General features: G+C 67.1%; 19 protein-coding genes and 1 riboswitch. Of the genes, 15 read left to right on the forward strand and 4 right to left on the reverse strand.

Features of this window, described 5'->3' with window-relative positions; translation table 11 throughout:
* Positions 1–94 precede the first annotated feature (94 nt).
* The 8 genes from VF168_06970 to VF168_07005 all read left to right on the forward strand — a co-directional run bounded on the left by VF168_06970 (position 95) and on the right by VF168_07005 (position 9,474).
* Positions 95–1,093 (forward strand): glycosyltransferase family A protein, encoded by a 999-nt coding sequence (locus VF168_06970; protein HEX7003910.1) that lies wholly within the window; start codon positions 95–97, stop codon positions 1,091–1,093.
* Entirely contained in the window at positions 1,090–2,322 is a 1,233-nt protein-coding gene (locus VF168_06975) for an O-antigen ligase family protein (GenBank protein ID HEX7003911.1), read from the forward strand. Before VF168_06970 ends, VF168_06975 begins: the two co-directional genes overlap by 4 nt.
* Positions 2,315–3,451, forward strand: a complete 1,137-nt coding sequence (locus tag VF168_06980) for a glycosyltransferase (GenBank protein ID HEX7003912.1) — start codon at positions 2,315–2,317, stop codon at positions 3,449–3,451. Before VF168_06975 ends, VF168_06980 begins: the two co-directional genes overlap by 8 nt.
* A 188-nt stretch (positions 3,452–3,639) precedes the next feature.
* Positions 3,640–4,764, forward strand: coding sequence for a glycosyltransferase family 4 protein (locus VF168_06985; GenBank protein HEX7003913.1), 1,125 nt, complete (start codon positions 3,640–3,642; stop codon positions 4,762–4,764).
* Entirely contained in the window at positions 4,761–5,810 is a 1,050-nt protein-coding gene (gmd, locus tag VF168_06990; GenBank protein HEX7003914.1) for a GDP-mannose 4,6-dehydratase, read from the forward strand. The genes VF168_06985 and gmd overlap by 4 nt, the downstream gene beginning before the upstream one ends.
* On the forward strand, positions 5,803–6,753 hold the full coding sequence (locus VF168_06995) for a GDP-L-fucose synthase (protein ID HEX7003915.1): 951 nt from the start codon (positions 5,803–5,805) through the stop codon (positions 6,751–6,753). Before gmd ends, VF168_06995 begins: the two co-directional genes overlap by 8 nt.
* Complete coding sequence (locus VF168_07000; GenBank protein HEX7003916.1) at positions 6,740–8,851, forward strand: GNAT family N-acetyltransferase; 2,112 nt, start codon at positions 6,740–6,742, stop codon at positions 8,849–8,851. The genes VF168_06995 and VF168_07000 overlap by 14 nt, the downstream gene beginning before the upstream one ends.
* Entirely contained in the window at positions 8,848–9,474 is a 627-nt protein-coding gene (locus tag VF168_07005; GenBank protein HEX7003917.1) for a hypothetical protein, read from the forward strand. The genes VF168_07000 and VF168_07005 overlap by 4 nt, the downstream gene beginning before the upstream one ends.
* Positions 9,475–9,531: 57 nt before the next feature.
* Here the strand turns inward: VF168_07005 and VF168_07010 are convergent, their stop codons facing one another.
* The 3 genes from VF168_07010 to VF168_07020 are packed head-to-tail and all read right to left on the reverse strand — an operon-like array spanning position 9,532 to position 12,427.
* Positions 9,532–10,839: a Gfo/Idh/MocA family oxidoreductase gene (locus tag VF168_07010; GenBank protein ID HEX7003918.1), complete on the reverse strand. Its 1,308-nt coding sequence runs from the start codon at positions 10,837–10,839 to the stop codon at positions 9,532–9,534.
* Entirely contained in the window at positions 10,836–11,381 is a 546-nt protein-coding gene (gene rfbC / locus VF168_07015) for a dTDP-4-dehydrorhamnose 3,5-epimerase (protein ID HEX7003919.1), read from the reverse strand. Before rfbC ends, VF168_07010 begins: the two co-directional genes overlap by 4 nt.
* Positions 11,378–12,427, reverse strand: a complete 1,050-nt coding sequence (locus tag VF168_07020) for an SDR family oxidoreductase (GenBank protein HEX7003920.1) — start codon at positions 12,425–12,427, stop codon at positions 11,378–11,380. The genes rfbC and VF168_07020 overlap by 4 nt, the downstream gene beginning before the upstream one ends.
* Before the next feature lie 312 nt (positions 12,428–12,739).
* Here VF168_07020 and VF168_07025 point away from each other — a divergent pair, with 312 nt between their 5' ends.
* The 5 genes from VF168_07025 to VF168_07045 all read left to right on the forward strand — a co-directional run bounded on the left by VF168_07025 (position 12,740) and on the right by VF168_07045 (position 19,031).
* A complete protein-coding gene (locus VF168_07025) occupies positions 12,740–13,516 on the forward strand; it encodes a hypothetical protein (protein ID HEX7003921.1) in 777 nt (258 codons plus the stop codon).
* Positions 13,517–13,631: 115 nt separating this feature from the next.
* The gene (locus VF168_07030; protein HEX7003922.1) at positions 13,632–14,795 is read left to right on the forward strand and encodes a DegT/DnrJ/EryC1/StrS aminotransferase family protein; all 1,164 of its coding nucleotides are present in this window, start codon (positions 13,632–13,634) and stop codon (positions 14,793–14,795) included.
* Entirely contained in the window at positions 14,795–15,463 is a 669-nt protein-coding gene (locus VF168_07035; protein ID HEX7003923.1) for a sugar transferase, read from the forward strand. The genes VF168_07030 and VF168_07035 overlap by 1 nt, the downstream gene beginning before the upstream one ends.
* Before the next feature lie 270 nt (positions 15,464–15,733).
* A riboswitch (cyclic di-GMP riboswitch) is annotated at positions 15,734–15,817 on the forward strand.
* Positions 15,818–15,915: 98 nt separating this feature from the next.
* Positions 15,916–17,643: a carboxypeptidase-like regulatory domain-containing protein gene (locus tag VF168_07040; protein HEX7003924.1), complete on the forward strand. Its 1,728-nt coding sequence runs from the start codon at positions 15,916–15,918 to the stop codon at positions 17,641–17,643.
* A 200-nt stretch (positions 17,644–17,843) separates the two neighbouring features.
* The gene (locus tag VF168_07045; GenBank protein HEX7003925.1) at positions 17,844–19,031 is read left to right on the forward strand and encodes a hypothetical protein; all 1,188 of its coding nucleotides are present in this window, start codon (positions 17,844–17,846) and stop codon (positions 19,029–19,031) included.
* A 12-nt stretch (positions 19,032–19,043) separates the two neighbouring features.
* On the opposite strand, the gene VF168_07050 is transcribed toward VF168_07045, so the two are convergent.
* Entirely contained in the window at positions 19,044–20,684 is a 1,641-nt protein-coding gene (locus tag VF168_07050) for a hypothetical protein (GenBank protein HEX7003926.1), read from the reverse strand.
* 188 nt (positions 20,685–20,872) lie between these two features.
* Between VF168_07050 and VF168_07055 the strand changes: the two genes are divergently transcribed.
* Together VF168_07055 and VF168_07060 are read left to right on the forward strand one after the other, a co-directional pair.
* Entirely contained in the window at positions 20,873–21,898 is a 1,026-nt protein-coding gene (locus VF168_07055; GenBank protein ID HEX7003927.1) for an NAD-dependent epimerase, read from the forward strand.
* The gene (locus VF168_07060; protein ID HEX7003928.1) at positions 21,895–23,130 is read left to right on the forward strand and encodes a glycosyltransferase; all 1,236 of its coding nucleotides are present in this window, start codon (positions 21,895–21,897) and stop codon (positions 23,128–23,130) included. The genes VF168_07055 and VF168_07060 overlap by 4 nt, the downstream gene beginning before the upstream one ends.
* Positions 23,131–23,165: the final 35 nt, after the last annotated feature.

Consider the following 23,165-nt stretch of genomic DNA (forward strand, 5'->3'; position numbering starts at 1 on the left):
CCTCTTCACGGCCCGGTTCCCGGCGGCGGCGCCGCGACGGACCGGTACCGGTCGTACGGCTGCCCCTGCGGCGCGCCGGCTAGGGACCGGAGCGATGAGCGAAGCAGAGCGCCGCTCGAGAGGCGTACCCGGCGCAGTGGAGCATCCTCTCGTCAGCATCGTCCTCCCAACTTTCGGACGACCCGATCTGCTGGGCAGGGCCATCGAGAGCGTGCTCCGACAGACCTTGGGGAGCTGGGAGCTTCTAGTCGTCGACGACAACGACGGCGGCACTCGCGAGGCGGCAGAGACCCGCCTCGTCGTAGAGGCGTACCGTGACGAGGAGCGGCTTCGCTACATTCCGCTCGGTGCGAACCGCGGCGGAAGTCGCGCCCGCAACGTGGGCATAGTGGCCGCCCAGGGGGAGCTGATCGCCTTCATCGACGACGACGACGAGTGGCTTCCCGAGAAGCTGGCCCGTCAGTGCAGCGAGCTAACGCGGCTCCCGCCGGAGTACGGCGCCATCTACTGCGGTTACTTCGTCGAGTCGAACGCCACCGTCACTCCCTCCGTCGTCGCAGGCAAACTACCCCGAGATCCTTTCCCCGCGATCCTGGTCGACAACTTCGTCGGCACCACCTCGACGCTCCTCTGCAGGAGGTCGATATTCCGCGAGATCGGGATGTTCGACGAGCGGATGCCTGCGGCTCAGGACCGCGAGCTGCTGATCCGGCTGTGCCGCCGCTACCGCATCGCCGCCATCGAGGGGCCGCTGGTGCGGTTCCACTGGCACGAAGGCTCGAGGGTGACGAAACGGCGGGAGAGCAAGCTCGAAGCCCAGGTCGAGATCAACTCCCGTTACGCCGACGAGCTGCAGCGGCACCGCTCGATCCGCTCGAGGTTCCTGCTCGACATGGGCAAGCTGCAGCTGGCCTGCGGGAGGGCGGAGGAGGCGGCGGTCACCTTCCTCAGGTCCTGGCTCTGCCAGCCGTTACGGTTCGCCGCCCTCGCCTACGCCGTTCTCGCATCGGTCGACGGCTCCTTCTACGAATGGGTCAGGCGCTCGACCTGGAGGCTCAGACACGGAGTCGGCCGGGCCTGGAGGGCACGTTGACCGAGGCCGCCGTCACCCGCCCGGCGTTGTTCGTGGACCGCAGAGCTGCCTTCGCGGCTCTGCTCCTCTTCGTCTTCTCGATACCGTGGGAACGCTCGCTGCCCGTCCCGGTCTTCGGGGCGATCGGCTCCCTCTTCGGCATCGTGGCGATGGCGATGACCGCCGCCGCCGTCTTCCAGGAGGGGAGGCTGAGGCTGCGGGCGCCGTCGCTCCTGGTGGTCGTCGGCGTCATCTTCTTCCTCTGGTCGCTCGCCAGCGCGTTCTGGAGCGAGTACCCGATCGTCGCGCTGTCGCGGTCGGCCTCCTACGCCCAGCTGATAGCGATGATGGCGATGATCTGGGAACTCACCCGCAGCCGGCGCCAGCACCTGCAGCTGATGCAGGCCTACGTGTTGGGCGGGTTCGTGTCGGCAGCGGCCATCCTCCTGGAGTTCGCCACCTCCTCGACCGCCCGCTCGTTCCGCGCCTCGGGCCTCGACGCCAATCCCAACTGGGCAGCGATCGCCCTCGGCCTGGCCATACCGATGGCCTGGTACCTGTTCATCCACAACTCCGAACTACCGCGCAAGTTCGCCTGGCTCAATGCGGCACTGGTGCCGCTGGCGATCTTCTGCATCGCCCTCACCGCTTCGCGCGGCGGGTTCCTCGTTGCGCTCGCCGGCGCCCTGGCCGTGCCCCTCTCGCTCATCAGGATGAGGGCGCTGCTGCGCTTCGCGATACTCCTCTTCCTGGCGCTCTCCCTCACCGGGCTCTACCTGTGGCTGCCGGAGGGGAACGTGGCCAGGCTGCAATCCACCAGCGAGGAGTTGTCGCAAGGCGACCTCTCGCGCCGGCGCCTGATCTGGGCCGCAGGTTGGGAGGTCTTCTGGGAGAACCCCTGGGCGGGGGTGGGGAGCGGCGGCTACCGGTTCGCGGTAGCCAGCAACTACGGCAACTCGGCCGCTTCCCACAACGCCTTCCTCTCGATCCTCGTCGACCTCGGGATCGTGGGACTGCTGCTCTTCACCGGCATGCTGGTGGTGGCGATGATCCCGCCACTCTTCTGGACTCCCCCCACCGAATCGACACTCTACGGGGCGTTGGGCCTCGCTCTGCTGGTGGGCCTGATGCCGGCCAACTTCGAGGTACACAAGGCCACCTGGTTCCTCCTGGCGCTGCTCACCACCCGGCAGGGGATCTCGCTCGCGAAGGCGAACCTGAATACGCCCAGGCTGAGGGCCCATGGCTGATTCGCCTGTCGGCGGCATCGCCATCTTCCTGGGCGAACTGAGCGGTGGTGGCGCCGAGAAGGTGATGGTCACCCTGGCCAACGGGATCGCCCGGCGGGGCCACCGGGTCGACCTGGTGCTGGCCGTGCGGCGCGGCCCCTTCCTCGCCGATGTAGCTCCCGGCGTCGACTGCGTAGACCTCGAGGCGGGCGGCACTCTGCGCGCCCTGCCCCGACTAGTCACTTACCTGAGGCGGCGCCGGCCCGAAGCCGTTCTAACCACCTTGCACCACACCTCACTCATCGCCCTCTGGGCGAAGTGGCTGGCAGGCTCGCAGGCCCGACTCTACATGCGGGAGGCCAACACGCCCAGCGCCGAGCAACCCGCTACCCCCCGCGGCCGGCTGCTGTCGCGAGCCGCGCGCTACGCCTACCCGGCGGCCGACGGGGTCATCGCTGTCTCCGAAGGTGTGGCCGAGGACCTCCGGCGGCTGGTTCCGCGCTGCGCTACTCGTCTCAACACCATCTACAACCCTGTCGTGGGACCCGAACTGTTCAGCAAGAGCCGCTGCCGGGCAGAGCACCGCTGGTTCGAGGAAGCCGGCATGAGGGTCATCCTGGCCGCGGGCCGTCTCACCGTTCAGAAGGATTTCGCCACGCTGATCCGCGCTTTCGCCACCCTTCAGGATCCCGACCTGAGGCTCCTGATCCTGGGCGAGGGAGAGGAGCGGGAACGGCTGCAGGAGCTCGTGGCGGCCTTGCGGCTCACGGAGCGGGTGGAGTTGCCAGGCTTCGTCTCCAACCCCTACGCCTACATGGCCCGTGCCTCCCTCTTCGTCCTGTCGTCACGGTGGGAGGGGATGCCCGGGGTGCTCATCCAGGCGATGGCGTGCGGCTGTCCGGTGGTGAGCACCGACTGTCCCAGCGGGCCCTCCGAGGTGCTGAACCGGGAGGAACTGGTGCCGGTAGGGGATCATGCAGCGCTCGCCCGGGCGATGGAACGCAGGCTTGCCGCCCCGGCTCAGAGGGCCAGTGTGGCGGAACGGGTCGCGCGCTTCTCGGAGGAGGAGAGCATCGACGCCTACCTGGCTCTGCTCCTCGGCAAGCGGACCGACAGCGCCCTGCTTCCCGCCCCGGCGCCCGAGCTGTGACTGCTGACCGGAACCGGATGTGTGCAGCCAGCACAATCGGATTGAGGGCGGACATCCAATCGGACCAGGACGGGTGATGCCCTATACCGTTCCTCTTCCTCACGTCACTCTCCTGGCCTTCCACAGGGGGCTCGATGCGATCTGCTTTGACTACAACCAGGAGGCCGGCCAGGAGTAGGCCGACCGTCGTGCTCTGGGGTCCGTTCCCCCACGAAGGCGGCGTCTTCGGTGGCGGTATCGGAGGCTACGCCCGCTGCAACTCGCAGATGCTGCGTTCACGGCTTTCGCGGGCGGTCACCTTGAGGCGGCTGCCGATGACGGTGCCCCGCTTCCACGGCCGCATCCTCGCGGCGCTCCACCTGGTTCCCAGGTTGCTGGCCGACTGCCTCGCGCTGCTGGTCACCCTACTGAGGGACAGGCCCGACGTCCTCCACATCACCGCGCTCTACTGGCGCAGCATCTACCGGGAGGCGTACGCGGTGGCGCTGTGCAGGCTGCTCGGGGTGCAGGTGATCTACGATCTGCGCGCCGGCACCTTCATCGACTACGCCGAGTCGCGAGGTCCGTTCGGCACCGCTCTGCTGCGGCTCATCATGTCGCTGTCCACCGAGGTGACGGTCGAGGGGAAGAAGTACGTCGAGTACGTCGAGCGGAAGTTCGGTAGAACCCCGACCTGGATACCCAACTTCGTCCTGGACGCCGACCTTTCGAGCTTCCCGCCCGCCGAACTTCGGCAGCCCGGCCCCGACGAACCGTTCAGGATCGCCTTCACCGGCTATCTGATCCCCGACAAGGGGGTCGACGTCCTCCTGCGCGCCGCGCATCACCTGAGTCGCCGCTTCCCCGTCGAGCTGACGCTGATCGGCGAGCAGTCTGACCGGATAGGGGAGGAACTCGAACGGTTCAGAACTCTCCAGTCCAACTCGTTCAGGCTCGTTACCCCTGGCCGTCTCGAGCTTCCCGAGGTGCTGAGCACCCTACGTGAGCAGCATGTGTTCGTCTTCCTCTCGCGGTTCCACGGCGAAGGGCACTCCAACGCGGTCAGCGAGGCGATGGCGATGGGCCTGCCGGTCGTCGCGAGCCGCCACGGTTTCCTGGCCGACGTTGTGACCGACGAGTGCGGAGTGGTGCTGAGCGATCCACGCGATGCGGTGGCCGTCACGGAGGTGCTGTGGGAGTTGCGCTCCGATTGGGACAGGCTACGGAGGCTGGGGCGCAGCGCCCGCGAGCGGATCCGGACCGAGTTCGGCGAGGGACCGGTCCTGGGCAAGACCGAGGCGCTCTATCAACGGTGCGCCAGGAGGGCAGCATGAGTCGACGTGCACTGATCACCGGTATCACGGGCCAGGACGGTTCCTATCTCACGGAACTGCTCCTCGCCGAAGGCTACGAGGTCCACGGCATTATCCGCCGCAGCAGCAGTTTCAATACCGACAGGATCGATCACCTCTACGTCGATCCGCACCGGTCGGGAGCGAGGATGCTGCTTCACTACGGCGACCTCTCGGACGGGCCGGGCCTGCGCCGGATCCTGGAGGAGGTGCAACCTCACGAGGTGTACAACCTGGGCGCCCAGTCGCACGTGGGCGTTAGCTTCAACCAGCCCGAGTACACCTGCGACATCGATGGCCTGGGTACACTCCGCCTGCTGGAGGCCGTCCGCGACTACGCGTTGAGGACCGGCTCCGAGGTCCGCTTCTACCAGGCCGGGACCAGCGAGATGTTCGGCGCCACGCCCCCGCCGCAGAGCGAAACGACGCCGTTCTACCCCCGTTCGCCCTACGCGGCGGCCAAGGTGATGTCGTACCACCTGGTGCGTAATTATCGTGAGGCGTATGGCCTCTTCGCCTGCAACGGCATCCTCTTCAACCACGAGTCCGAGCGGCGCGGCGAGACGTTCGTGACCAGGAAGATCACCAGGGCCGCGACCAGGATCAAGCTGGGTCTTCAGGACAAGCTCTACCTGGGGAACCTCGACGCGAGGCGCGACTGGGGGCACGCCTCCGACTACGTGGCGGCCATGCATCTGATGCTGCAGGCCGAGGAGCCGGACGACTACGTGGTGGCCACCGGATCGTCGCACAGCGTGCGCGAGTTCGTCGAACTGGTGTTCGACTCGCTCGATCTCGACTGGCAGGAGTACGTCGCCATAGACCCCCGTTACTACCGGCCCACCGAGGTCGACGCCCTCTGCGGCGACGCCTCCAAGGCGCGCGAGAAGCTGGGCTGGTGTCCTACCGTTTCCATCGAAGAGCTCGTCCGCAGGATGGTCAAGCACGATCTCGAGCTGGCGAAGCAGGAGCGGACCCTGCACGATGCCGGCCACGAGGTTCCTCTGCGAGGGGTGGCTAGTGTCTGAACTAGTTCCCGGACCCCGCATCTACGTCGCCGGTCACCGTGGCCTGGTGGGCAGCGCGATCGTGCGGAAGCTCCGGGAGAAGGGCCACACACGGCTCATCACCAGGAGTTCCGCCGAGTTGGACCTGCGGGACCGCCGTGCCGTGGACTCGTTCTTCGAACGGGAACGGCCCGAACTGGTGTTCCTCGCGGCCGCCAGGGTCGGCGGCATCGTAGCCAACCAGCGCAACCCCGCCGACTTCATCTACGACAACCTCGCCATCGCGACCAACGTCATCGACGCCTCGTTCCGTTACGGCGTGAGGAAGCTGTTGAACCTGGGTTCCTCGTGCATCTACCCGAAGCACGCCTCGCAGCCGATCGACGAAGACCAGCTGCTGAGCGGCGCGCTCGAGGCCACCAATCGCGCCTACGCCATCGCCAAAATCGCCGCGATCGAGATGTGCGACTCCTACCGTCGCCAGCACGGCTGCGACTTCGTGAGCGCTATGCCCACGAACCTGTACGGTCCCAACGACAACTTCGATCTGGAGACCTCCCACGTCCTGCCGGCACTCCTGCGCAAGATGCACGAGGCCAGGGAGCGGGGCTCCAGCTCGGTCGAGGTGTGGGGCAGCGGCGAACCACGCCGCGAGTTCCTGCACGTGGACGACCTCGCGGACGCCTGCCTCTTCCTCATGGCGAACGTCTCACGGGAGGGCCCGATCAACGTAGGTGTGGGCAAGGACATCAGCATCCGCGAACTCGCCGAGCTGATCCGCGAGATCGTCGGATTCGACGGCGAACTGGTCTTCGACCGCAGCAAACCCGACGGGACGCCTCGCAAGCTGCTCGACGTGTCGCTGCTCTCGTCACTCGGCTGGCGCGCGCAGATCGGGCTGCGGGAAGGCATCCGGGGCACCTACGACTGGTTCCTGGAGCACCGGCTCGATGCGGTTGCCTGACCGGTTCGCCAGGCGGATGGGAACCGCCGTCGAAGGCAGCGACTCGCGCTCCGGGGTGGGCCGCGGAACCGGTGGATCGGGGCCCGGCGCTGCAGTCCGTGGCCGGCGGACCGGCAAGGACCGCGGGCCTATGCGTCTGACGATCGTCACCGAGAACTTCTACCCGACCGAGTCGAGCGGCGGCCGGCTGCTCACCGACCTGGCGGTCGACCTGGCCGCGAGGGGCGTGGAGGTGACGGCTGTCGCCTCCAGAGCGAGCTACCGTGGCCGGCGAAGCGTCGCTTGCCGCGACAGCTACCGGGGCGTGGAGATCCGCAGAGTGCCTGCGGGAAGCCTGCCCAGGGAGAATCCGGCGGGCAGGTTGTTCAACGAGCTCGTCCTCACCCTCGGGATGTTCGTCACCCTCCTGGTTGGGCGGCGGGCAGACAGGATCCTGGTCACCTCGAGTCCTCCCTTCCTCGCCCCGGCGGTAGCGCTGGCAGCAGCCATCCGGCGGGTAGAGGTGATCTTCGTCGTCATGGACGTATTCCCCGAGATGGCCGCGGCCACCGGGCTCCTCCAACGCGGGTCGCTCCCCTATCGGTGCTGGGACGCGCTCAGCCGCTTCGCCTGCCGCCGAGCCACTCGTACCGTGGTGTTGGGCCGCTGCATGAAGGAGGTCGTTCGCTCCAAGCTGGCTCCCGGGCGACCGGAACCGGTGGTGCTGCCCAACTGGGCGGACGGCCGGGAGATACGCCCGCTCGGCGACGACGAACCCAACCGGTTCCTCGCGAAGTACCCACACCTGAAGGGCAAGTTCATCGTCCAGTACAGCGGCAACCTGGGTCGTTTCCACGACTTCGAGACGGTGCTGCAGGCGGCCGACCGATTGCGGGAACGAGAGGACATCAGGTTCGTGCTCATCGGCCAGGGGGCGAAGGGGGCGTGGCTGGAGGCAGAGATCTCCCGGCGGGGACTGGCCAACGTGGAGCTGCTCCCGTTCCAGCCCCAAGTCGAGCTGGTCCACTCGCTCGCCGCCCAGAGCGTCTCCCTCGTCACGCTCGAACGGGGCGCCGAGGGCCTCTGCGTGCCCAGCAAGTTCTATCCGATTCTCGCTGCCGGCAAGCCCGTGATCGCGGTAATGGACGGGAAGGCCGAGGTGGCCCGTGTCGTCGCGGAGGAGGGGATCGGCGAGGTCGTGGCGCAGGGTGACGGGACGGCTCTGGCCGCGGTCATCGACCGCCTGAGCCGCACGCCCGATCTGGTCCGCGGCATGGGCCTCCGCGCGCGCGAGTTGCAGCAGCGAACGTTCGACCGGACGGCGGCCGTCGAGCGGTACCACGAGCTCCTGCTCTCACTCGATGCGCCCGGGCGGGGGCAACCGGCTGACGCTCGGGGGCCCCACCGCCATCGAACCGAGGCCGACCCGGTAGTGGTCTCCGAGGCGAACCTGGACGACCAACCCCGGCTGGTCGAGATGCACCTCCGCTACCTTGGACCGCGCCTGAACCTGGCCAGTCTCCTGGGCCCCCCCTTCGTGCGAGCGGTCTATCACTGGTTCCTCACCGCCCCACACGCCTACGTCCTCAAGGCCACCGTGGGCGATGAGATCGTCGGGTTCACCACCCTCTCCGACGTCCCCTATACCCGGCCGATGCTGTCGGCGTGCCGAGGAGCGGCGCTGAGCTGTCTCCTCCGGCGTCCCTGGTTGCTGCTCAACCCTCGGTTGATCGAGCGCCTCTGCCACCGGCCACGAGGGATCGGTGCCTGCCACCTCGGCGGCATCGCCCAGGTGGGGTTCACGGCGGTGGTGCCCGGTTACCGCGGCAGGGGCGTGGGCTCTAGGCTCAAGGAGGCCTCGATCAGGGCATGCCGCAAGCGGGGCTGCAGGGGACTGCTCACCGGCATAGGCAGCGAGAACACCGCCAGCATCGCGCTCAACGAGCGCTTCGGGTTCCGCGCGGTGGAGGGAGCGGAAGGCAGGGGCTACCGCTACTACCTGTTACGGTTCCCGGGGCCTGAGGTGCCGGCCCAAGCGGGCGCAGGAGAGGAACGAGCGAGGCTAAGCCCCGCCCCCACGCCGGCGAAGAGGACTCACCTGCAAGGGATGGGACGATGACGGCCAGGAGGAGATTCCCGGGGCCCGGTCCGCAGATGTTGAGCGGACTCGGACTCAGGCTGCTGATCGCGACCCTCATTCCGGCCCTCTTGCTCGCCGCCTGCGCGCCAGCTACCAGGCCCCGGGACAACGTCGCGATCGAGCCGCGGCCGGCGTTCCGGCCGGTTACTGAAGCCGAAGCCGCCCGCGCTCTCGAGTTTGCCGAGCTCGAGTTCATGCTGGCCAAGGGAGGGGAGCGGGAAGCCGCCCTCTCGCCGCTGTCCGGCCTGATCTCGCCCGCCTACCGGCACGTCATCCCCGGAGCGGAGTTCCGCGCGTCGACCTCGGCTGTGAGCGCCGACGCCAGCTTCGGTCAGCTGTACCGCTGGAACCTGCGTCCCCTGCGGTTCGAGGAGTTGCGGCCCGGAGACCTCGTCTTCTACACCGACGGCTCGGGGATCGTGAGCGGCGCCGGCCTTTTCGCCGGCTGGAAGCAGCCGGGCAGGGAGTTCCGGGTGCTGGTAGCGCCCCGGGGCGAAGGCGAAGCGACCTACCTGGTGTGGGATCTGCGCGAGGGGGCAGAGGGCCAGCGGTTGGTCGCGGTGGGTCGCCTCATGGTCGGCGAGAATCCAGCAAGCCTCTGAGCCGCCGCATGAAATGGGGCGGCTCAGACGCCGCCCCGCCGTCGTACCCGTTGTCGCTCAGGAAACGGCTTCGGCCACCGCCCCGAACTTCCGGCGCTGCTCTTCGCGCAGACGGTCCACCAGTCTCCCGGCCGGCAGTTCCACATCGGCGTAGGTCAGGACCGAGTCCTTCGCAACGTCCCTCGTGACGCGGCAGCCCTCGGCGATCCCTATCGGCAGCAAGCCGGCACGCTCGGTGGCCTCGGCGCGCTCGGCCTGCCCGTAGGTCATGTAACCGCCCAGTCCGTCTATCGTCTCGCCGGACTTCAGGTCGCGCTTGGCGGTGGCCACTACCTCCACCAACGGCCCGCCCAACGGTTGCAGAACCGCGTCACCCGCCAGGACGGCCCGCGCGGCAGAGAGCGGCACCTCGAAGTGGCAGAGGTGGTAGGGGACGTAGAACGAGTAGAGCGGGCCCTCGCCCAGCTTGTAGAGGTTCAGGTAGTGCCGCTGCTTCGGGTCGTCGTGGGTGGCGTAGACGAACACTCCCGGTCCCGGCCTGGCGCCCACCACGTAGTCGACGATCCCACCGAGTTCCCGTAGCTCGTCCACGTCGTAGAGCTTCGTGGCCTCGTCGACGTGCCCGTCGAAGTCGTAGCCGTACATGCCGCGGCGGGCGACCGTCATTCCGGTGCCGTTGGCGACGATGGCCTGCTCGAACGAGATCTTGGTCCCGTCTGCGAACGAGGTGACCATGTGCGGCTTCTGGCCCCACTTCTCGGCGAACGCCTTCTGAGTGGTGGGCGTGCGGTACGGGTCCTGCAACCCCTTGATGTTGCCGCAGAGCAGCGGGGTCAACCCTATCGAGCGGACGAACCGGTAGAGGTTCGCCTGGACCCCCGGCTGGTCGCCGTCGCAGGCCGTGAGGATCACGCCCTTCGAGTCGGCGTACGTCCTGAGGATCGGCCCTACCGTGCCGTCGAGCTCGGCGTTCATCAGGACCACGTGCTTGCCGTTCTCGATGGCGTCCAGCACCACGTGGGCTCCGAACTCCACGGCGCCCGTCACCTCGATGAGGACGTCTATGCCGGCGGCGCGACAGAGCAGGAACGGATCGTCGGTGACGGCTGGCCTGCGCTGCCTGATCGCTTCCTCCAGCTCTGCGACCGAGGTCGGCCGGGAGAACTCCGCGACCCCCGCCTCGCGATAGGCGCGTTCGGCGCCCTCGGGGTTGCGGTTGAAGATCGCCACCAGATCCATGCCGGGGACGCTGTTTACGATCTGATTGGCGACCCCTCGGCCCATGAACCCGGCGCCGATCATGCCGACCCTCACCGGGCGGTCCTCCCGGGCTCGCTGCTCGAGTAGCCGGTCGACGATGATCACGAGGTCACCGCTTCGCTCTCGAACGCCGGCCAGGAGGCGTCCTTGTCGGAGATGACGGTTACCTCCATGGGCCACTCGATGTCGAAGGCAGGGTCGTCGTAGCGCAGTCCACGCTCCTGCCCCGGGGTATAGAACTCGCTGACCTGGTAGCTCACCTCGGCGCCATCGGTCAGCGCCTGATAGCCGTGCGCGAAGAGCGGGGGAACGTAGAGCGCGCGCCGGTTCTCGTCGTCGAGTCTTACCCCGAAGTGCCGCAGGTAGGTCGGCGACTCCGGCCTGAGGTCGATGATCACGTCGTAGATCGCGCCCTTGACGCAGCGGACGAGTTTCGCCTCGGCGGCCGGCGGGAGCTGATAGTGCATCCCCCGCAAGGTCCCGGCCCGATGGTTGAAGGAGAGGTTGCACTGGGCCGTGAACTTCTCGAGGCCGTGCTCCTCGAACTCGTTCATGCAGAAGGTCCGGGCGAAGAATCCGCGGTCGTCCTGCTTCAGGTCGAGGTCGATGAGCCAGGCGTCCTGGAGTGGGGTCCGGGTGAAGATCACGCCGCCACCTCCAGCCGTTCCGGCTCGGTCCAGTAGAAGTTCTCGTCTATCTGCCCGGTGCGGATGAGGTGCTGGAGCGCCTTGAGGCGGGTGAAGCCACGCCACTCGAAGGTTTCGGCGCTCATCGCGATCCTCTCGAACACGGCGCGGAGCTGCCTCGCGCCGCGCTCGGCGTCCCATTCGCAGGCGAAGCCGGGCAGCTGCGAATTGATCTTCTCGAAGTTCACTCGATAGGAGCGGTTGTCGCCGCCGTTGTCGCCGAAGCTGAGCTCGCAGCCGGGGAAGACGCGGGCGACGATCTCGGCTATCTCCCGGACCCGGTAGTTGTGGCGGCTGTCGCCGACGTTGAAGATTTCGCCGTGCACGGTCTCGCGCGGCGCCTCGAGCGCGCAGCGGATCGCCTTGGCGATGTCGAGCGCGTGCACCAGCGGCCTCCAGGGGGATCCGTCGGAGGACATCTTGATCTCCCGGGTAGTCCATGCCCAGCCTGCCAGGTTGTTCAGGACGATGTCGAAGCGCATCCGCGGTGAGGCGCCGTAGGCGGTGGCGTTGCGCAGGAATGTGGGTGAGAAGTCGTCGCCCGCCATGGGCATCACGTCACGCTCGACCAGCGTCTTGCAGATGCCGTAGGCCGTCTGCGGGTTGACGTCCGAGAGCTCGTCGACCTCGCCGCCTTCGGCCACGCCGTAGACGCTGCACGAGGACATGTAGACGAATCTCTCGACCCCCGCCCGCTTCGCCAGCTGGGCGATGTGGATCGAGCCCTTGTGGTTGATCTCGTAGGTGATGTCGGGAGCGAGCGCCCCGGCCGGATCGTTCGAGAGTTCCGCCATGTGCACGACGGCGTCGACTCCCTCGAAGTCCGACAGCTCGAGCCGCCGGAGGTCCTTGACCAGTGTCAGCGGCGTGCGGTCGACGCCGTTGAACAACCAGCCCTCCTTGTAGAAGCCGGTGTCGACGCCGATGACGTCGTGCCCCCTGTCCATCAGGATCGGCGCCAGCAGTGAACCAAGATAGCCTTCGGTACCGGTGATCAGGATCTTCATCGCGCTTTAGTTCGCCCCCCTCGGCTTGGTGGATGGAGATGCGGATGCTCGGGGATCTTCTGCCTGCCACGGAACTGCCCGAGGCGGTTGGTTCCCCCTTGCGATCGCTGATCCCAACAGTAGCGCCGGCGGCACTTCCCCCTTGTGACAGGAGCACGACCACGCTCGCCCGGGGTGAGGCCGTCGCGGAATAGTCTGTTCGCCTCCACCGGATGGTGCTCGAGGTGATCGGGACGCGATCGATCTTGAGCCCGCAGCCGCTGTGACCCCTGAGTCTTGTCCCCGGATCGGCGTGCCTACTCTGGGCTCACCATGGCCTCGTCCACACAGTCGCTATCACTGAGATCTGCCGTCCTGGGTCTACTCGACAGAGGAAGGCTCGAGGAGAAGATCTTCTTCGTCCACATACCCAAGTGCGGCGGGGTGTCGATAAGCAACGCCATCGCCCGTCAGTACGGGCTGGGAGCGAGGTTGGGCAGGAACGCTTTCAACGTCGATCCTGCGGCGAGCAGCCGGGCGGCGAGAGAGTTCGGGAGCGACACTCAGGAGTTCCGGCGCTACATCACGCGCTACGCGGCCTCACTCCAGGAGGTCCGCTACCTCTCGGGCCACGTCCAGTTCGGGGTGGACGCCCTGCCCGAGGAGTGGCACCTCGTCACCGTGCTGCGCGATCCCGTCGAGAAGTGGTTCTCCCAATACTTCTACAACCGCTACAAGGCGTCGCAGCACTCTAGGGTCGAGCAGGACCTGGAGGAGTTCGTCACTACGCCCGCGGCGAGGGAGTACGGCGAGGACTACCTGCGCTACCTCGGCTCGTGGAGGTGCCGGGAGGCACTGAGCGTCGAGCATGCCGCTGCCAATCTGAAGCGCTTCAGCGTCGTTGGCGTACTGGAGGAGCTGGATTCGTTCGCGGCGGCCTTCCGCCGCCGCTTCGGCGTCTCCCTGCGGATCCCCCGGAGAAACAGCAACCCGGTTCCTCGAAGGGTGCGCGAGGAGATGGTGGCTGAAGGAGTGCGCCGGAAGGTCGAGGAGTTATGCCGGCCGAACCGGGCCGTGTACGAGGAGGCGCGGCGCCTCGTTCGCCTGTGACCCTTGCAGGCCGGGACCGGTTCGACCCGCGGATAATCGAGACAGTAACCACAATGCTTCCGGCGGGGAGTCGAACGGGAGCCCAGTGGCGCATTCACGAATGTGAGGGTGAGCAATGCGTGCCGAATTCCTTCCCTACTCGCCCCCTACGATCCACCGCGAGGAGATCGACGAAGTGGTCGATACCCTCCGCTCCAACTGGATAACTACCGGACCCAAGACGAGGGCGTTCGAGGTTCAGTTCGGCGAGTACGTGCAGGCTCCGGGAGCTGCCTCGCTGATGCTCAACTCGTGCACCGCGGGCCTCCATCTGGCGCTGGTGACCCTTGGCATCGGGCCAGGCGACGAGGTCATCGTTCCGACCCTTACCTTCGCCGCCACTGCCAACGTGGTCGAGCACGTAGGCGCCACCCCGGTACTGGTCGACGTCCTCCCCGACACACTCTGCATCGACCCGATGGCGGCCAGGCAGGCGGTGACTCCCCGAACCCGTGCGATCATGCCGGTCCACTACGCCGGCCATCCGGCCGAGATGGACGAGATCGCCGCCATCGCCCACGAGTTCGGGCTGGCAATCGTCGAGGACGCCGCCCATGCGCTGCCAGCGAGCTACAAGGGGAAGACCATCGGCAGCGGGCACAACTTCGCCGCCTTCAGCTTCTACGCCACGAAGAACATGACGACCGGGGAGGGCGGAGCGCTCACCGGTCCCCCCGAACTGCTCGAGCGAGCCCGGGTGGCTGCGCTCCACGGAATGTCTGCCGACGGCTGGCGACGCTACGAGAAGAACGGCTCCTGGTGCTACGACATCGTCGCTCCGGGTTTCAAGTACAACATGACCGACATCCAGGCGGCGCTCGGCATCCACCAACTCCGTCGTCTCGCGAGCTTCCACGAACGACGCCGGCAGATCTCGAACCGCTACTGCCGCTCGTTCTCGGCAGATCCCGCCCTCGAGGTACCGATCGAACTGGGGCACGTGCGCAGCGCCTGGCACCTCTACGTCCTCAGGCTCAGGCCCGAGCGGCTGACGATCGATCGCGACAGCTTCATCCGGATCCTGGGCGAACTGAACATCGGCACCAGCGTCCACTTCATCCCGCTCCACACCATGAGCTTCTACCGGGAGAAGTACGGCTACTGCGCGGAACAGTTCCCGGTAGCCACGGCTGCCTTCGAGCGGATGCTGTCGATACCGCTCCATCCCGGGCTTGGCGAACGGGACGTCGACGACGTCGTCAACGCCGTGCTGGAGACCGTCGAGCGGCACCGGAGCTGATGTCCAAGCGCATCCTCGATCTGGCCATCGCGCTTCCGGCGCTGCTCCTGCTGGCCCCGCTCCTGCTGCTTGTCGCGCTGCTCGTGCGGCTCGACTCGCCCGGGCCGGCGCTCTTCCGTCAGGAGCGCGTTGGCAAGGGCGGCCGCACCTTCTCGATCCTGAAGTTCCGGACGATGCGGCACGAAACCGACGGCCGCTCGACGAGGCAGATCACGCCGGCCAGCGACCCGCGGATAACTCGGCTCGGGGCTCTCCTGCGCAAGTGGAAGCTCGACGAGTTGCCGCAGCTGATCAACGTGTTGCGCGGCGAGATGTCGCTCGTAGGCCCACGCCCCGAGGTGCCCCGCTACGTCGCGCTCTACGACGAGGAGCAGCGGAGGGTCCTCGAGGTGCGACCGGGGCTGACCGACCCGGCTTCGCTCGAGTTCCGCGACGAGAACGAACTGCTCGCCGCCAGCAACGACCCCGAAGCTCTCTACCTGGAGCGGCTGATGCCTCGCAAGCTCGAGCTCAACCGGCGCTACATCGAAGAGCGGTCGCTCCTGCTCGACCTGAGGATAATCGCGGCGACCGCCGCCAAGGTCCTCTTCCCGCGCAGCGACGTCACGCTGCTCCTCGGCCCCCGAGACTCGACCGGGCGTTCGCGGGAGAGCCTCGGACCGAACTGAGGCGACGAGCCCAGAAGCCGGCCGTGCAGCCGAGCCGCTGCTGATCCAGGCCTTCGCTGCCGCTGCGAGCATTCGATTTTTCACAACTGGGGCCTCTCTCACGAACGCCGGCCCCCGATCGAGTGGCCGATTCTCGTCCAGGTGCCGGCAAATCGCTGTTTGTTGGCTTTCTCACGCCAGAAATCCCTAATCGTTCTAAAGATCGCCAGTTCTAGATTCCTATGCATCGGAGGGGAACTGAAGGCCCCTTCCGTCGGAGGGGAACGAAACGATCCCTTCGGAGGCTATGAAGTCCGGCTCTCATTTGGGCGCCTGAGTCGGACCGAGCCAGTGGCGCAACCGGCCGAGGGAGTCGCTTCCACCCCGTCTCCTTGATCTCTCCCTCGAAATCGAACCGAGTTCTGCCCCGGGCATCGCTATGCCCTGGAGCGGAGAGATGAAGGAGCCCCCGAGTGTCGACGTCTGTTTGGCAAGACCCGGCGAACCAACGAGAGTCCGTCTCGAAGAAGAATCACCTGCGGCGCCTGAGCGCCACGCTGCTGGCTGGAGTCGTAGCCCTGCTGCTGGCCGCCTGCGGCAGCACGCCGATGGGCATCCAGCCCACCGAGGCCGGCAACTTCGTACTGCGTTACACCCCGGCCGACGCGCGAGTGGTCGTCACCGAAGAAGGCTTCGAGTCGTCCAGCATCAGCACTCTGAGCGTGACCGCCCAAGCGAACGAGGGAGTCAAGCGGTACCAGCTGGCCCCGGGCAGCTACCGCGTGACGGTCAGCAGGTCCGGCTACCTGACCTTCGAGGACCAGTTCGAGATCGCCGAGGGGGAAGCCGAAGGCCAGGGCGCCGAGCTCAACCTGCAGGTCGAGCTTGAGGTGGACCCCAACCCACCCAGCGACCCCGGTTCCGTGATCGCTCCCTCCAGCCTCTCGCTGCGTGGTGACCCCAACTTCTCGCCCAGCTCGCTCACCCCCGAACAGCGCCTCTGGTACGAGCGCCTCCGTGCGGCGATGAACAACCCCGACCAGACCATGGATCCGGTCGAGATGGCGGAGTCGGACGACGCCTACAACTACGGCCGTGGCCTCTTCACCCACAACCTCTCGCTCCTCCTGGGCCTCCGGGCGACCGGCGACCTGCGTTTCCTCGACGAAGTCGACCGGCTCATGCAGGAAGTGCGCGACAACCTCTACGACGGCTGGTGCGGCGGTGTGGACGACAGCATCTCCAAGGGCCGTTACGGCACGATGCGAGGCGAAGACGGCTTCCTGAACTTCCGCCGTCGCCACGACGAGGGCTCCGAGATCTACTGCCGTGACGTCGCCGACCTCGAAGAGGGCATGGTTCACAGCCACATCGCACTGGTGATGTACGCCTACCACATGAACCGCGACCTGGAGAGCCCCAGCGGCGTCGACTACGCCGAGCGCGCGGACTTCTGGCTCGACTACCTCCTCGACCACTTCGAGGCGAAGTGGCGCAAGCGCAGCGGCACCGAGTTCCCGGGCATGGACTTCATCGACGTCAAGTTCTGCCACACCTACAACGCCTTCCAGATGTACTACTACTTCGTCGGCAGAGTGCTGCAGGATCAGGGCGACTCCAGGGCCTCCGCCTACCTCGCCTACGGTCGTGAGATGACCGACCGGATGTTCGAGACCCCCTACATCCCCGACGAGCAGGGCAGCGGCTTCATGAACACCAGCACCCCCCTCGGTGAGGCAGTGGTCTGGTCGTTCGGCGCCCCCGGCGAGGACCTCGACCCGGGCGACGCCAGCCTCGAAGCCTGCCCGACCACCTACACCCGCTACATGGTCCCGTCGCTGATCCAACTGCACCTCGAAGGCGTCTACCGCTGGGACGACTCGATCCTCCGCAAGATCGCCACCGGCCTCGCCTACTTCGTCTTCGACACCGATGACATCTCCGATCGAGACGAGCCGTTCGCGGCCGGCGTGACCGGCGACGAGAAGGTCGAGGGCATCCTCCCCACCGAGTACCGCACCCGTTTCGACGAGAACGGTTACGCGATCAGCGCGCTCGCCAACATCATGCCGTGGAACGACACGGGCCGGATCGAAGACATCTCGATGCAGGTCTACGAGGGCGAGGAGGGCGATCTCGACAACCCTCACAGCGTCCACCTGCCTGCCAGCTTCCTGCTGAACAGCGTCATCGACAACTGAGTCCTCCTCGAGCATCGGAGAGCGCCGGGTCCGCGAGGGCCCGGCGCTCTCCGACTTTTTGAGGTCAGACGGCCGGCGTGCGAGACACGGCCGGCCGCCGACCGCTGTGACGGGGCAGAGAAGGGGCGGAGCCGGCCGGGTATATAAGGTGTCAACGACTGCCGGTGGCTCGAGGGCCGCCGATCGGACGGGGGATCCTAGTGTTCCAGTCGAAGGGGTGGGCGGCACTGAACCGCCTGGCGTTGTTCTCTCTCTGCCTGCTCGCGCTCGCATCGTGCGCGACGCCGAAGGAAGCCCCGCTCGTCGCCGGGGGAACGAGCGAGCAAGCGTTCCGGACCGCGAAGCTGGTCCCGCCGCCGGGATCGGACTACGCCCGGTTCGGGCACTCGGTAGCGACCGATGGCGAGACCGTCGTCGTAGGCGCCTGGGGCCATGAGGCGGAATCCGGGGCAGCCTACGTGTTCGAGGCGTCCCCCGAAGGGTGGCAGCGTACAGCGCTGCTGCGGCCCGATGACGCGGCCCAGGGGGCCAGGTTCGGTTACTCGCTGGATGTCGAAGGGAACACCATCGCCGTAGGGGCGATCTACGAAGCGAGTCGGGGGCACGACGCCGGCGCCGTCTACGTTTTCGAGCGCGCAGGCGGCCAGTGGCAGCGGACCGCCAAGCTGTTGCCGCCGGGGGAAGCGGAAGACGACCACTTCGGCAGATCGGTTTCGCTCGCCGGGGCACGCCTCGCGGTCGGAGCTCCCGGCGCCGGCAAGGTGCACACCTTCGTTCGAGCAGCCGACGGATGGCGAACGGAGGAGGTCATCGAGGGCGACTCGGAGACCCTCCGCTTCGGCACCTCACTGGCACTCGACGACACGACCCTGGCGATCGGCGCCTGGACGGAGGCCCCTGAGGCGAAGGGGCTGGTGGTCGTTCTCGAACGCACGGCCGACGGCTGGTCGGAGGTGCAGCGCCTGCGGGCCAGTGAAGGGGGCGACAGGTTCGGCTACTCGGTGGGCCTCGACGGCAACCTGCTCGCGGTGGGCGCGCCGGACGCGGAGGACGGCCCGATGGTCCGTCTCTTCGAGCGGGTCGACGGCGTCTGGCGCGAGAAGCAGGCCGCTTTGCCGCTAGCCCACTCGCCAGAGCTCGGTTACACCGTGGCGCTCTTCGAGAGTTCGTTGCTGGTCGGGGATCCCGGCTTCGCTGCCGCCGCGGATCACGCCGGACAGGTGGTCCTCGCCGGTGCCGGCGCCCCCGCTGCCCTCCTGCCCGGCCAGTTGCCGGAGGGCAGTTCCTTCGGAGTGTCGCTGGCGGCTGCTGGCCCGTTGATCGTGGTGGGAGCGACCGGCGACGGCTCGAGTGGCCAGGCGGCCGGGGCAGCCTACATCTTCTACTGACGCCGCAGGAGCCTAGCCGTCTCCCGACCCCGGGTCGTCCGATCCGGGGTCGCTCTCGTCTTCGGGCGCGGCCGGCTCGTCGAGCGGCTCCTCTGCCCCCGCCTCGGTCGGCTCGGCCGTTCCGGCGGCGGGAACTCCTGCCTCGGAAGGCTCCGCAGGCTGCGCCATCGCCTCCAACGTTGCCGCCAGGAGGAAGCTGGCGGGAAGATGAACGTTGTTGGGGTCGTCGGGATCCGGCTCGATCCGCTCGTAGACCTCGTGGCTGATCTTGGCGATCCGTCCGCTATCGTTCCACGGTCCGAGGTTCGCCAGGGCGCTGATCGCGTAGCTGTCTACATCGAACCTGTTGCGGTAATCGGTGCTGGGGATGCGCTCCACCGTCTCGTCACCGGTAACCCCGGCGGCGAAGGGGGCTGCCCGCGCCGAGATCTCCTCGGTATCGAAGACGAAGTGCGCCAACCCCCGAGCCAGCTTGCTCATGATCACGTCGTCCCAGCGGTAGAACCCCTCGAGCCGCAGCTGCACCAGTGCAGGCACCATGTAGCGGGCGTAGGTGGTGGGGCACGCTTCGAGGCTTGGATCGCCGGGATCGAGTTCGAGACCGGGTGCGGCGAAGGAGTAGACGACGGCTTCACCCAGCGGAGTTGAGGTGGGCATGAAACCGCCGCCGCGCCGCCGCGGGACGTAAGGGACCTCGAACATCTGGTTCGTCATCAGCCGGGCTTGGTCCAGGTACTCGTTGGCTCGGTCGCTCCCCTCGTCCTGGAGCCGCATGCCCATGTAGTAGTAGTAGAGGAGGAAGGTATTGAAAGTGTGGCAGAACTTCAGGTCGATGAAGTCCATCCGGGGGAACTCGCGGCCGCTCCGCTCACGCCACTTCGGTTCGAAGTGATTCAGCAGGTAGTCGAACCAGAAGTCTGCCCGCTCGCCGTAGTCGATCCCTTCCGGACTCTCCAGGTCCCGGTTCAGGTGGTAGGCGTACATCACCATGGCGATGTGGCCGTGGACGAGCGCCTCCTCGAGGTCGGTGATGTCACGGCAGTAGCCCTCGGCGTCGTCGTCGTGCCTGCGCCTGAAGTTCAGATAGCCATCCTCGCCGCGGAGGTCCGTGTAGGGGCCCTTCTCCCTGACCCGGTCGCGAACGTCTCCGCACCAGCCGTCCTCGAGCTGCTCCCTGACGATCTGCATGATCTCGTCGACCTCGTCCAGGAATTCGAGGTCGCCCGTGGCCCTCAGACCCAGGAGCAGCGAGTGGTTATGGGTGAACAGGGCGCGCCCGTAATGGTAGGCGTCGTCGCTCTTCGCCAGCTCCTCGATATCCATGATGCCGTCGTCGCTGTCGGCCGCGTCGTCCAGGCGTTCGTGCCAGATCCTCTGCTCCTCGGTCAGAACCTCTACGTCGAAGTCGGGATCGCCGCGCATGGGCAGCGTCCTCGGGTAACGGTAGACGAGGTTCTGGGGATCGTTCACGCGGGTCGTCGGGGTGACGTTCATGAGGTTGCCGGCGCTGACGGCTGGCAGTGGATCGCAGGCGGCCAGGGCGAGGGCCGCCAGCATGAAGAGGCAGTAGCGGAACCAGGAAACGCCGCGCCGGCGTCGAGCGCGGCGGGCGCGGGCGACTTCGATCGACTTTTCGTCCAGGTGCTCAGGCATCGGTGGGGATCAACCTCGCGGGGAGCTGTATGAGTAGCGTGGGTGTCTCGGTCTGGCGGTCTCACGAGGATGATAGGGCGGGTCGCCCATAATCCTGTGACCGTTGTGCCGCAGCGGAAATGACGCGTGCTACTGTTTTCCAGAGCGAAGTCTTCGTCGATCCTCGACCAACACGGGAGCCTCTCGGAATGTCACGAATCCTCCTCACAGGTGCGGCTGGTTTCATCGGCTATCACGTCACGGAAGAGCTGCTCAGGCGCGGCTACGACGTCGTAGGGGTCGACAACCTCAACCCGTACTACGACGTACGCCTCAAGGAGGCCAGGCTCGGCCGCCTGAAGGGGAGAGAGGGGTTCGAGTTCCGGCTGCTCGATCTGAGCGACCGGCCGGAGATGGAGCGGCTCTTCGAGACGGTGAGGCCCGAACGGGTGGTGCACCTGGCCGCTCAGGCCGGAGTCCGCTACTCGCTGACCGCTCCCCATGCCTACATCGACAGCAACCTCGTGGGCTTCCAGAACATCCTCGAGGGGTGCCGCAACACCTCCGTCGATCACCTCGTCTACGCCTCCTCGAGTTCGGTGTACGGCGCCAACGCCTCGCTTCCCTACTCGGTCTCCGACCGCGCCGACCACCCGGTGAGCCTCTACGCCGCCACGAAGCGAGCCAACGAGTTGATGGCTCACACCTACAGCCACCTCTTCCGACTGCCCACCACCGGTCTCAGGTTCTTCACCGTCTACGGACCGTGGGGGAGGCCCGACATGGCCCTCTTCCTGTTCACCAGCGCGATACTCGAGGGCCGGCCGATAGAGGTGTTCAACGAGGGGCGCATGAAACGCGACTTCACCTACATCGACGACGCGGTCGCGGGCGTCGTGAGCGCCCTCGAGCGGGTTGCCGCGCCCGACCCGAACTGGTCGGCAGCCGACCCGACGCCAGAGGCGAGCAACGCCCCCTACCGCCTCTACAACCTGGGGAGCGACCGGCCGGTCGAGCTGAGCGAGATGATCAGCCTGCTCGAGAGCGCTCTGGGCCGCGAGGCGAACAAGCACTACCGGCCGTTGCAGCCCGGGGACGTCGTGGCCACCTGGGCCGACATCGAAGACTCGAAGCGGGATCTGGACTACCGCCCGTCCACGCCGATGGCGGAGGGGATCCGCCGCTTCGTCGACTGGTACCAGGAGCATTACGCCGCGATCGCTACTGCCCGATGAGGGTCGCTTACATAACCATGCAGTTCCCGGTGCCGTCCGAGACGTTCGCCCGTAACGACGTCCGCCGGCTCACCGGCCGAGGCGTCGAGATCGCCGTCCACACCCTGCTGCCCGGCCGGCGGGACGCCTTAGAGCTGCTGGCCCAGAGCGGCCTCTCCTCGCTACCGATCTACGCCAACGGCCCAGGGCCCTCGCTCCGGGGTCTCGGCGCAGCGCTGCTCAGGCCGCGGCTGCTCTGGCGCACTCTCCGCTGGGTGTGGCGGGACAACCGGCCGTCTCACGCCCTGCTGACTACCGCCATCATCCCGCGCGCCTTCGGGATCCTGGCCTCGCTGGAGGAAGACCGGCCCGACGTCGTCCACATCTTCTGGGGCCACTACCCGGCCGTCGTGGGCTTCCTCGTCCGTGAACGCCTTCCCGGCGTGCCCGTGTCGATGGCCCTCAACGCTTACGACCTGACCATGAGGTACGGCGGCTCACCCGAGGTGGCGCGGCGAGCGTCGTTCCTGAGGACCCACGCCCGTGTGAACGTCGCCGACGTGGCGAGCTTCACGGGCGTACCCGAAGAACGCGTGAACGTCATCTACAACGGCGTCGATCTCGAGTGGCTCGACGGTATCGCCGCCGGCGTGGAGAAGGTCCCGGGAAGGCTGGCGGTGGCCGGGCGACTCATCGAGTCGAAGGGGATCGACGAGGTGATCCGGGTATTCGCCCGGGTACGGGAGGAACACGCCGATGCCTCGCTCGTCGTCATGGGGGAGGGCCCCGCGCGGCGCGAGCTCGTTCGGCTGGCGGAATCGCTCGGCGTCGACCATGCCGTCAGCTTCCTGGGCCACGTTCCCCACGCCTGGGTGGTGGAGGAGTTGGCCCGGGCGCAGGTCGTCCTCCTCCTGTCACGGAAGGACTCGGAGCGCCTCCCCAACGCGATCAAGGAGGGGATGGCCTGCCGCTCCGTCTGCGTGGCGACGGACACCCCGGGCATGGACGAACTGATCGACCACGGCCGCAGCGGCTATATCGTCCGAGCGGGCGAAACCGAGAAGACCGCTGAGATGGTCTCGAGCGTGCTGGCGGGCCGGGTCGACGTGAGCGCCATGGTCGAGGAGGCGCGGCGCCAGATCGAGAGGAACTTCGATCTGCGGGTCACCACCGAAAGCTACCTGCGCGCCTGGGGCTCTCTCGTGGGCACGGTCGAGGGCGCCTCGGAGCCGGTTGCCGCCGCCGGCGACTGACGCCTTCAGGGCGAACGACGTTCGGGCCAGGCGGA

The sequence above is a fragment of the Trueperaceae bacterium genome (assembly GCA_036381595.1).
In the GTDB taxonomy this organism is placed as follows: Bacteria; Deinococcota; Deinococci; order Deinococcales; family Trueperaceae; genus DASVCN01.